This is a genomic window from Streptomyces sp. NPDC093586 (assembly GCF_044764905.1).
Taxonomy (GTDB): Bacteria; Actinomycetota; Actinomycetes; order Streptomycetales; family Streptomycetaceae; genus Streptomyces.
On record NZ_JBIWJA010000027.1, the window covers coordinates 97266 to 106679 of the forward strand.

Consider the following 9414-nt stretch of genomic DNA (forward strand, 5'->3'; position numbering starts at 1 on the left):
CTCCTGTGACGATGGGCGGCGATGGGCGGTGGCGGGCGGTGGTCCGGTCGCTCCGACGCCCGTGTGCTCCCGGCCGCAGGGGCGCTCTACTGGGCGAGAAGGGTGACCAGGGTGGTGTGCAGGTGCCGGTCGATGGCGGTCGCCGCGGCCTCGGCGTCCCCCTTTTCGAGGGCCTGCACGATCAGGGCGTGCTCGGCGCAGACCGCCTGCCAGCGGGAGTCGCGTTCCTGGACGGCAAGGAGTCCGGCACGTGTCCGGCGGTCGCGCAGGCTGGTGCAGGCGCGGGTGGCCAGGCGGTTGCCGGCTAGGGCTACCAGGGCCTGGTGGAATCCCGGTCGGCGGCGATGAATTCCCGGGCGTCCCGCGGGGGGTGCGGGCCGGCGTCGGCGAGTTCCTGCTGGTGGGCCGGGTGTTGGCGAAGTTCCGTGAGGTCGGCTCCGGGGAGGGACGTGATCTTCTGTGCTGCGTGCTTCTCGAGCACTGAGCGGATCTCGAACAGTTCGGTCAGTTCGCGTGAGGTCGTGGCGGGGATGAACACGCCTCGCTTGGGCATGAGCCGCACGAGGTCCTCGGAGGCGAGGACGACCAGGGCCTCGCGGACCGGGGTCCGCGAGACGCCGACGGTGTCGGCGATGGCCTGCTCGCTGAGAAAGGTGTCCTGGACGTCGGGGTCCGTCAGGACGTTCTCGCGCAGGTACGCGAGAACCTCGTCCCGTGTGGCGAGAGCCTGCCCGGCCCGGGTGTCCGCAGTGTCCGCCTGGTTCATGTGCGCATCGTATGCACTCCGTGGACGTCCGCTGGGCGGGGCTGCCCGGAGGGTCCGGGCAGCCCCGTCGTGGCGCGGTCAGAAGGTCCAGGGCATCGGGTCGTGCCCGAAGCCGAAGAACTCTCCGAAGTGCCCGGCGTCGAAGGCCAGGGCGGCTCCCTGGCGGTCCCACGCGCCGGTGACCTCTCCGAAGACGACCCGGCGGTCACCGACCGTGATCGCCTGGTGGACGGTGCATTCCGCCTGGGCCGCGGAGTCCTCGATCAGGTGGATGCCGTTCTCGGTCGTGTCGAAGTGGCCGCCGGCGAAGTGGTCCTGGCCGGGCCGTGAGAAGACCCGGGCCACCTGCTCCTGGCGGGCGGACAGGATCGAGACGCCGAAGGTGCCGCAGGACTCGATGGCGTCGCCGGTACGCGATCCATGGTTCAGGGAGACCGTCAGGATCGGCGGCTCCAGGCTGATGGACGTCAGGGAATTGACGGTCATGCCCTGTGGGGTGCCGTCCTCCAGCGTGGTGACGACGGCGACGCCGGTGACGAAGTGCCCCATGGTGCGGCGCATCACCGGCTTGTCGGGGACTCGCAGGCGTTGGGTCAACGTGCTCACGCGTCCTCCCTGCGCAGGTAGCGCACCTCGAACACGCGGGCGCCGGTACCGGACTTCCAGGGGCCGTGCTTCGTCCCGGGCGGGCGCACCGCGCAGCAGGGGGCGGTGAACGTCCGGCCGGGCTCCAGGTCGGTGAAGGAGCCCTCGAAGATGAACACCTCCTCCCAGGAGTCGTGCACCTGGACGCCGTTGGCGGAGGTGTCGGTGCCCGGTGCGCACTTGAGGATGCGGGGGACGACGCCGTGCTCGGGGTCCTCGGCCAGGATGGCCATGGTCAGTCCGGGGACGTTGCCGGGGGCCGGGACGTAGGTGACGTCCTCGATGCCGGTGAACTCGATCTCGGGCTTCATGCGGAGACCTCCTGGGTGTCGGTGGGGGCGGGGGCGGTGGTGGCGTCCGGGCCGGGGACGGAGGCGAGGAAGGCGTCCAGCTCCGGCAGCAGGGACTCGTAGCCGAAGGTGTTGAAGGCGTAGACGCCCTTCACCAGGAAGGGGGCGCCGGCGTAGAACATCTCGTACTGCTGGTGGCGGCCGCCGAACTCGGTGCCGATGATGTCCCAGGCGAGCTTGAAGAGCTTGACGCGCTCGGTGGTCTCCACGCCCGGGGACTTGACGTGACGGGTGAGGTCGCCGCGCGTCAGGTCGCTCTCCAGGTCGCGGACGGTGGCGGGCAGCTGGAGGACGCCGCCGACGACGAGATCGCGCAGGATCGCGATGACGCGCGGGTGGATCTCGGACTGCAGGCCCATGGAGCCGTACAGGGCGCGGGCGCCCGGGATCATCAGGCCGGACTCGTCGGGCTCGGCGGTGTACTCGGCGGTCAGGACGAGCAGCTCCGACAGCAGGAACGGCACGCGCCAGTCCCAGGACATGCACGCGGCGTCGTCCAGGGTGCCCGCGGCGAGGAAGACCAGCGTGGAGAGGATCGCCCGGCCGGGGAGCCCTGCTGCACCAGCATGGCGTAGAGGGAGCCCCTGCCCTTGGGGGCGTTCTCGGAGGCCATCAGGACCGCGCCGCCCCATTCGCCGCCGACGGCGATGCCCTGCACGGCGCGCAGAAGTGCCAGCAGCAGGGGCGCCGCTGTGCCGATCTGCGCGTGCGTGGAAAGGACGCCCACCAGGAAGGTGGCGGCACCCGTCATCACGAGCGTGGTGGACCGCGACCCGGACGGTGCGTTCGGGCGCACGTCCTCGTCCGGGCAAGTTCACGTCCGGTACACGATCATGTCCTCCGCGGGTGGGACGGAGTGCACCCGAGAACGTGATCTTGATCGTCGGTACCCCCGTACGTTTCACGGACAAGGAGTCACAGATGGACCGCAGATCCCTCCTCGCCGCCGCAGCCGGCGGCACCCTGGTGACCGCCGCCGGCACCTCCCAGGCGCATGCCGCCGCTCCGGCCGCTTCGCCCGAGGCCCTCGGGCGGCGACCGCACGGGCAGGACGTCGTACGGTTCAACGTCATCAGCGACATCCAGGGAGACCTGCGCGACTTCGGCCGGGCCCTGGACGACATGGCGGCCGTCAACCCGCACAGCGCGGGCCTCGCCGTCGCCGGCGACATCACACCGCGCGGCTACGACTTCGAGTACGCCCAGGTCACCACCGAACTGCAGCGCCACTCCCGCCCCTCCCAGGTGGCCTGGGCGATCGGCAACCACGAGTTCTACGTGCCGAAGTGGCGCGATCCGGACACCCTGTCGGAGGCGACCTGGCCGAACGGCACCACCGAGGAATCCCTCTTCCGCAGCTTCTACCGTTTCGCCCGGCGCGGCCGTGTGTACGAGGAGAAGTCCTTCGGCGGCGTCCCCGTCCTCAGCATCGGCACCGAGCGCTACTCGCACTACCACGACCCGAAGCTCTGGGACGAGGTGTGGATCAGCGACGAGCAGTTCGCGTGGCTGGAGGACCGTCTGTGGTACTGGTCGCGCCGCCGCAAGCCGGTCATGGTGATCACCCACCACCCGCTGCCCAACACGGTCTCCGGCACCCGCAACAAGCTCTACATGAGCGACTACCTGCAGGCCGACCGTCTCCTGGGCCTGCTCGGCCGCCACCCCGACGTCTTCCTCTTCTCCGGCCACACCCACTGGGACCTGGACCTCTCCGACTGGGTGGTGCGCCGCGTCGTGCCCGGCACCGCGAACCTCAGCGGGTTCACCGTCGTCAACACCGGGGCGATCCAGACCGGTTACCGGGACGACGGCAAGGGCGGCGAGGTCTCCGTCAGCGGCGCCTTCAACCAGGGCCTCCAGGTCGAGGTGCACCGCGACGCCGTCGTCGTCAAGGCCCGCGACTTCGCCCGGGGCACCTGGCTGAAGGAGATCACCGTGCCCCTGACACGCTGAGGTTCCACGGTGCCGGCGGGCGTCGACGGACGGTACGGCTCCCCGTTCTCGGCACCACCCTCGCCCCGCCCCGCACCCACCGGACGTTCCCGGCGTCGGCTCTCCGGGGAAGGACAGCTCCGGCGACGGCGTTCAGGCCGTGCGCCACCTGCTCGGCCCCCGGGTACGGGTCCGTTCACCACGTGGCCGGCCCCGAGGGGTCCTTCTCCGCCGAGCCGCGGACGGCCGGCAGGTCGACCGGGGCGGGCCGCGGGCAGCCGGTGACCGGCAGTGTGCCGCCCTCACGGGCCGAGTCCAGCAGGGTGAGCATCACCTCCAGGACGTGTGCGGCCAGTTCCGCGGACGCGCGGTGCGGCGTTCCGGCGGCGAGGGCGTCCGCCAGGTCGGCGAGTCCCGTGCCGCGTCCGGCGCCCGGGTATCCGGCGGACACCGGCAGCGCCTCCCACTCCTTCCGGTCCGCGGCGTACCGCTCGACCCGCCCGTCGAAACGGTTGGGGTCGGGGACCGACAACGACCCCTGGGTGCCGTACACCTCGATCCGGGGCAGTCGGGCCGCGTGCACGTCGAAGCTCATCACCAGGGTGGACAGGGCGCCGCTCCCGTGCCTCAGGATCCCGGTGACGTGGGTGTCGACCTCGACGGGGAAGCGCCGGCCGGCCCGCGGGCCGGAACCGATCTCCCGCTCGCCGCGCGGTGCGGAGGCGGCGCCGGTGACGGCGGTGACCGGGCCCAGCAGGTGGACCAGTGCGGACAGGTAGTACGGGCCCATGTCGAGCAGTGGGCCGCCGCCCGGCCGGTAGTAGAACTCCGGGTCGGGGTGCCAGGCTTCGTGTCCGGGTCCGGTCATGAACGCGGTCGCGGCCACGGGGGTGCCGATCAGGCCGTCGTCGACCGCCCGGCGGGCGGTCTGGACGCCGGTGCCGAGCACGGTGTCCGGGGCGCAGCCGACGCGGACGCCGGCCGCGTGCGCCGCGGCGAGGACGGCAGCGGCTTCTTCACGGGTGGCGGCCAGCGGTTTCTCGCCGTAGACGTGCTTGCCCGCGGCGATCGCGGCCAGCGCGACCTCGGCGTGCGTGGCCGGCACGGTCAGGTTGAGCACGACGTCGACGTCTTCGCGCGCGACCAGGTCGGCCACACCGTCGGCCACCGCGGCACCGGTGCCCGCCGCGGCCCGCGCGGCGCGCGCCGGATCGAGGTCGGCCACCGCGGTCAGCCGCAGGTTCGGCGTCCCGGCCAGCGTACCGAGGTACTGGCCGCTGATGTTGCCGGCTCCCACGAGGCCGACCCGCAGCTCGCTCACCGGCTCGCCCACAGCAGTCCCCGCTCGGTCAGCGTGCGCACCTCGGGCACGTCGAAGTCGTCCGCCTTGTGACCGATGGTGGAGACGAAGACGCGTCCGGCGCCGTGCCGGCGCGTCCACACCGCGGGCATCACGACGGGGGTGTCGTGGTCCTCGTCCGCGGCGAAGGTGGTGGTGGCGAGTACGTCGACGGCCGGGTCGGTCGCGACCCAGTACTGCTCGGTGTGCACCCGGAAGTCGGCGAGTCCGCGGACGACCGGGTGACCGGACCGCTCCGGCACCAGGTTCACGGCATGGTCGACGAACTCGGGCGGGTGCATGAGGAACTGACCACCCGTCAGCCGGAAGTAGTCAAGGTCGCCGCGGAACGCGTCGACGACGCCGCCGTGCCAGCCGGCGAAGCCGGTACCGGCCCGCACGGCGGCCGAGAGGCCGCGGCTCTGCCCGGCGGTGATGTCGCCCATGGTCCAGCACTGCACCACCAGGTCGGTGGCGGCGAGCCGTTCGACGTCCTCGTAGACCGCGAGGTCCTCCGCGGTCTCGACGGTGTAGCCGCGGTCCTTCAGGAAGGGCAGGAAGAGGTCCGTGAGGGTGACGGGGTCGTGGCCCTCCCAGCCGCCCCGGACCACCAGCGCACGGCGGTTCGGTATGTCGTTCACGGGCGTTGCACGCTCCCTCGGTGTCGCGCGGCGGGGCCCACCGGTCGTGGGCGGGTGGTCGCACGTCACCCGACCCATCGACTGACCCTTGGACGAAGTCGCCGTGACGCTAACTTCACGCCTGGGGGGCGTCAAGGCTTCCGGCGGAGCCCGCCGACGGAGCCGCCACCGGTCGGCCGCTTCGCACGGACCAGTACGCGACCGGCTTCGTCCACGCCTTGTTCGCGGGGCTGTTTGATCTGCGGCCGGCCTGGAAGAGTGCTCGCCGTGGGGACACATTCGTCGCGTGACGTGCGCCGGGCCAGCCGGTTCGAGGTGCTGCACCAGATCTACGCACTCGGTTCGGCCAGCCGCCGTCTGCTCGCGGCGGCGTCGGGCCTGAGCACCGCGACCGTGGCGACGGTCGTCAACGAGCTGCTCGGCCGGGGAGTGCTCAGCGAGGTCGCGATCGAGGACTCCGGCGGAGGCCGCCCCCGCGCGCGGCTCGCCGTCAACGCCGCCCGCGGTTTCGTGGTCGGCGTCGACGTGTCGGAGACCTACGTCCAGATCGACGTGTTCGACCTGGCGCTCCGGGTGCGCGCCTCCGACCGGCGGTCCCTGGACGCCGAGCACAACCGCCCCGACGACGTCCTCGACCGCATCGAGCAGGGCGTCGCCGTCGTGCTCGCGGCAGCGGGCGTCCCGCGGTGCGACGTGGTCGGCGTCGGCGTCAGCATGCCCGGCCGGATCGACCGGGTCGGCGGCGTCTCGGTGCTCGCGCCCAACTTCGGCTGGCAGCAGGTGCCCTTCATCCGGCTGCTGTCCGACCGTCTGCCCCTGCCGCTCTACCTGGACAACCCGCTCAAGGCCGGCACCATGGCCGAGCTGTGGTTCGGCGCCGGCCGCCGGGCGGACGACCTGGCGGTCGTCACCCTCGGTACCGGTGTCGGGGCCGGATTCACGGTCGGCGGCACCCTGGTGCGCGGCACCGGCAACGCCGCCGGCGAATGGGGCCACTCGACCGTCGTCCTCGACGGCCGGCTGTGCCGGTGCGGCAACCGCGGCTGCCTCGAGGCGTATGTGGGTGCGCAGGGCATCATGCAGCACCTGCGCGAGTACGCGCCCGACAGCCGGCTGCTGCACGACGGCGACCAGGCGGCCACCGTCGCCGCGCTCGCCGAGGGGCTGGCGGCCGGCGACGAGACCGCGGAGGCGGTGCTGCGGCAGATCACCCGCTACCTCGGCGTCGGCCTGGGCAACCTCATCAACATGCTCGACCCGACCGTCGTCGTGATGGGCGGCTGGGTGACCGGGCTGCTCGGCCCCTGGCTGGTCCCGGCGGCGACCGCGACGGCCGCCCGGCACACCTTCGACCCCGCCTTCGGCACGACCCGTATCGAGATGTCCGCACTCACCGGCGACCCGATCAGCCTCGGCGCGGGCATCTTCGCCCTGGAGGGCTTCCTCGCCGGCCTCGGCGTGTCCACCTCCCGCGACTCCGCGCGCCACGCGGCGGCGATCGCCACGACGACGCCGCCCGCGTTCTGACGTCGGGCCGCGTACGAGGTGCGGACGCGAAACGGGCGATGCCGGACGCTCTCGCCACCGGCCGAGGGCGCCTGCACCTGGCCCATCCCGAACTCGCCTTCCCCTGGGCCGACTCGGCCTACGGCGGAACCCTCGTCGGCTGGTCCCGCGCCTTCCCCGGCATCACCCTCAAGACGGTGCCCCGCCGCAAGGACCAGGACGGCTTCGCCGTTCTGGCGAAAAGGCGGCGTGTCGAGCGGGCGTCCCCGCCGGCGGCGCCACCGGCGGGGCAAAGGTGGAACGGCCCGTGCGGATGTCGTGGTCTGCCCCGCCGACGCGGACGGCACTCCCGGTCGCGACCGTTCTCCGGACCCCGTCCGGCAGGACCAGCCGAAGGCACATAATGCGATGCAGTCGGACGGACGACGGGAGACGCTGCCGCGGTGGAACAGATTCAGGAGATCGTTGAGCTGGTCGGCGGTGTGCTGGGCCACGATGTCGTCGGCACCTACCTCCACGGCTCCTCCGTGCTCGGCGGACTCAGGCCGGCCAGCGACGTGGACGTGCTGGTCGTCTCCCGGCGACGCATGGACGAGCAGGAACGACGGACACTCCTCGGTGGACTGCTCCGGATCTCCGGCTCCCGGAACAAGATCCGCCCCGTCGAACTCACCGTGGTCGTCCAGTCCGAGGTCCGGCCGTGGCGGTACCCGCCGACCGGCGACTTCCTCTACGGCGAGTGGCTGCGCGCCGAGTACGAGGCCGGGGCGGTCCCCCAGCCGGAGCCGATGCCCGATCTGGCCCTGCTGATCACCATGACGCTGGCCGGCGACCGCCCTCTCACCGGGCCGCGCCCGGCGCAGGTCCTGGACGCGGTCCCGCAGGCCGACCTGGTCCGGGCGAGTGTGGCGGGTATCCCCGGTCTGCTCGACGACCTGGACGGCGACACCCGCAACGTCCTGCTGACCTTCGCCCGCATCTGGACCACACTCGCCACCGGCCGGATCGAGTCGAAGGACGCCGCCGCCGACTGGGTCCTCGCCCGGCTCCCGCCCGAGCACCGCCCCGTCCTCGAACACTCCAGACAGCTCTATCTCACCTGCTCCTACTCCGAGGAGAGCTGGAGCGATGCGTTGCGGGCACAGGTGCGTCCGCATGTGGACCACGTGCTCACCGAGATCGACCGGCTGCTCGCCCGCGCCCCGCGGACGTGAGGGCCACTGTCCGAAGTCCCGGGAGCCAAACCTGACGGGTCGTCCGTCTCCGTCCTGCCGATCCTTCCAGCACGCAGTGAGCAGCTCGGCGACGACGTCGCGCACCGCATACGACCAAGCTGGTCCAGTGCCCCTCACAAGGCGCGCCTCGGCCCGGCCCTCGGCCACCGCCGTCACCCTGAAGTGCCGAACCCGGTGCAGGCCGGTCGACCGATGCCCGCCGACTGGACCACGGGGAGGACCTGTGACGGCGGGGCCGGGGACCGATCGCCGTGTCCGGGACCGCGTTCCGCGCCCGGCGGCGGCTGCCGGGGGTTCCGAGCCGTCCGCCGGCACGGCGCGACGACACAGCACGGAGGTTCCGCATGACCACGCACCGGCACGACGAGCACGCCACCGGGGGAAGCACGGTGGTGGAGGCGTTGCACGGCTCCCTCGCCCAGGGCGACGTCGCCGCGCTGCTCGCGGGACTCGACGAGCGGATCGAGTGGGCCGTTCCGCCGGGTCCGCACTACGGAGGCACGTACCGGGGACGGGACGAGGTCCTGAAGAACGTGTTCTCCCGCTTCGTCACCGAGTGGCAGGACTTCACGGTCGCCCCCGTTATGTTCTTCACGGTCCTGCAAGAGGGCCGCTGGCCTCCGGGCTCGGCATGACTGTTGCCCCCTGTCGAAGGGATGACCTGGGGGGTGGTGTCACCGGGCCCGAGGGGTGCCGTCACAGACGCTGATGAGAGGTCCGACCGCCGCCCGGCCGGGCGCAATGCCCGGCCGTTCGCGGGCGGCAGGTCTGCATAACGTGGATGCGCGAGAACGGCCCCGACGCCCAGGCCAGCACGGTATCGAGCAAGTGGGGGCACGGTGATCGACACCAGCGGCGTGGGGGTCTTCCTCGGCCTGGACGTCGGCAAGAGCACGCATCACGGGCACGGGCTGACCCCGGCCGGGAAGAAGGTCTTCGACAAGCCGCTGCCCAACAGCGAGCCGAAGCTGCGGGCCGTCTTCGAGAAACTGGCCGC

The 9414-nt window shown here is 72.1% G+C and carries 13 protein-coding genes; 5 read left to right on the plus strand and 8 right to left on the minus strand.

What is annotated here, in order from left to right:
- Positions 1–86: 86 nt before the first annotated feature.
- The 6 genes from ACIRFH_RS25525 to ACIRFH_RS25550 all read right to left on the minus strand — a co-directional run bounded on the left by ACIRFH_RS25525 (position 87) and on the right by ACIRFH_RS25550 (position 2512).
- Complete coding sequence (locus ACIRFH_RS25525; protein WP_403525137.1) at positions 87–350, minus strand: FCD domain-containing protein; 264 nt, start codon at positions 348–350, stop codon at positions 87–89.
- Positions 311–766, minus strand: a complete 456-nt coding sequence (locus tag ACIRFH_RS25530) for a GntR family transcriptional regulator (protein ID WP_403525096.1) — start codon at positions 764–766, stop codon at positions 311–313. The genes ACIRFH_RS25525 and ACIRFH_RS25530 overlap by 40 nt, the downstream gene beginning before the upstream one ends.
- Positions 767–844: 78 nt before the next feature.
- Positions 845–1372: a flavin reductase family protein gene (locus ACIRFH_RS25535; RefSeq protein ID WP_403525098.1), complete on the minus strand. Its 528-nt coding sequence runs from the start codon at positions 1370–1372 to the stop codon at positions 845–847.
- Complete coding sequence (locus ACIRFH_RS25540; RefSeq protein ID WP_403525101.1) at positions 1369–1722, minus strand: cupin; 354 nt, start codon at positions 1720–1722, stop codon at positions 1369–1371. The genes ACIRFH_RS25535 and ACIRFH_RS25540 overlap by 4 nt, the downstream gene beginning before the upstream one ends.
- Positions 1719–2243, minus strand: a complete 525-nt coding sequence (locus ACIRFH_RS25545; RefSeq protein ID WP_403525104.1) for a 4-hydroxyphenylacetate 3-hydroxylase C-terminal domain-containing protein — start codon at positions 2241–2243, stop codon at positions 1719–1721. Before ACIRFH_RS25545 ends, ACIRFH_RS25540 begins: the two co-directional genes overlap by 4 nt.
- Positions 2192–2512 (minus strand): hypothetical protein, encoded by a 321-nt coding sequence (locus ACIRFH_RS25550; protein ID WP_403525107.1) that lies wholly within the window; start codon positions 2510–2512, stop codon positions 2192–2194. Before ACIRFH_RS25550 ends, ACIRFH_RS25545 begins: the two co-directional genes overlap by 52 nt.
- 170 nt (positions 2513–2682) lie before the next feature.
- Here ACIRFH_RS25550 and ACIRFH_RS25555 point away from each other — a divergent pair, with 170 nt between their 5' ends.
- Positions 2683–3717 (plus strand): metallophosphoesterase family protein, encoded by a 1035-nt coding sequence (locus tag ACIRFH_RS25555; protein ID WP_403525109.1) that lies wholly within the window; start codon positions 2683–2685, stop codon positions 3715–3717.
- 175 nt (positions 3718–3892) lie between these two features.
- Here ACIRFH_RS25555 and ACIRFH_RS25560 read toward each other — a convergent pair whose 3' ends face one another.
- A complete protein-coding gene (locus ACIRFH_RS25560) occupies positions 3893–5029 on the minus strand; it encodes a Gfo/Idh/MocA family protein (RefSeq protein ID WP_403525112.1) in 1137 nt (378 codons plus the stop codon).
- Positions 5014–5667: a ThuA domain-containing protein gene (locus ACIRFH_RS25565; protein ID WP_403525140.1), complete on the minus strand. Its 654-nt coding sequence runs from the start codon at positions 5665–5667 to the stop codon at positions 5014–5016. Before ACIRFH_RS25565 ends, ACIRFH_RS25560 begins: the two co-directional genes overlap by 16 nt.
- Before the next feature lie 276 nt (positions 5668–5943).
- On the opposite strand from ACIRFH_RS25565, the gene ACIRFH_RS25570 reads away from it, so the two are divergent.
- The 4 genes from ACIRFH_RS25570 to ACIRFH_RS25585 all read left to right on the plus strand — a co-directional run.
- Positions 5944–7203, plus strand: coding sequence for an ROK family protein (locus ACIRFH_RS25570; protein WP_403525115.1), 1260 nt, complete (start codon positions 5944–5946; stop codon positions 7201–7203).
- A gap of 422 nt (positions 7204–7625) precedes the next feature.
- Positions 7626–8396, plus strand: coding sequence for an aminoglycoside adenylyltransferase family protein (locus ACIRFH_RS25575; protein ID WP_403525118.1), 771 nt, complete (start codon positions 7626–7628; stop codon positions 8394–8396).
- 365 nt (positions 8397–8761) lie between these two features.
- Positions 8762–9052, plus strand: a complete 291-nt coding sequence (locus ACIRFH_RS25580) for a nuclear transport factor 2 family protein (protein WP_403525122.1) — start codon at positions 8762–8764, stop codon at positions 9050–9052.
- Between the two features lie 204 nt (positions 9053–9256).
- On the plus strand, positions 9257–9414 hold a 158-nt coding region (locus ACIRFH_RS25585; RefSeq protein ID WP_403525142.1), incomplete at its 3' end, for a transposase.

What these genes read in the sequence shown, in the direction of transcription:
- ACIRFH_RS25530 (WP_403525096.1), bottom strand. Translation starts at nt 766, where the DNA reads ATGAACCAGGCGGACACTGCGGACACCCGGGCCGGGCAGGCTCTCGCC.
- ACIRFH_RS25540 (WP_403525101.1), bottom strand. Translation starts at nt 1,722, where the DNA reads ATGAAGCCCGAGATCGAGTTCACCGGCATCGAGGACGTCACCTACGTC.
- ACIRFH_RS25545 (WP_403525104.1), bottom strand. Translation starts at nt 2,243, where the DNA reads ATGTCCTGGGACTGGCGCGTGCCGTTCCTGCTGTCGGAGCTGCTCGTC.
- ACIRFH_RS25550 (WP_403525107.1), bottom strand. Translation starts at nt 2,512, where the DNA reads ATGACGGGTGCCGCCACCTTCCTGGTGGGCGTCCTTTCCACGCACGCG.
- ACIRFH_RS25555 (WP_403525109.1), top strand. Translation starts at nt 2,683, where the DNA reads ATGGACCGCAGATCCCTCCTCGCCGCCGCAGCCGGCGGCACCCTGGTG.
- ACIRFH_RS25580 (WP_403525122.1), top strand. Translation starts at nt 8,762, where the DNA reads ATGACCACGCACCGGCACGACGAGCACGCCACCGGGGGAAGCACGGTG.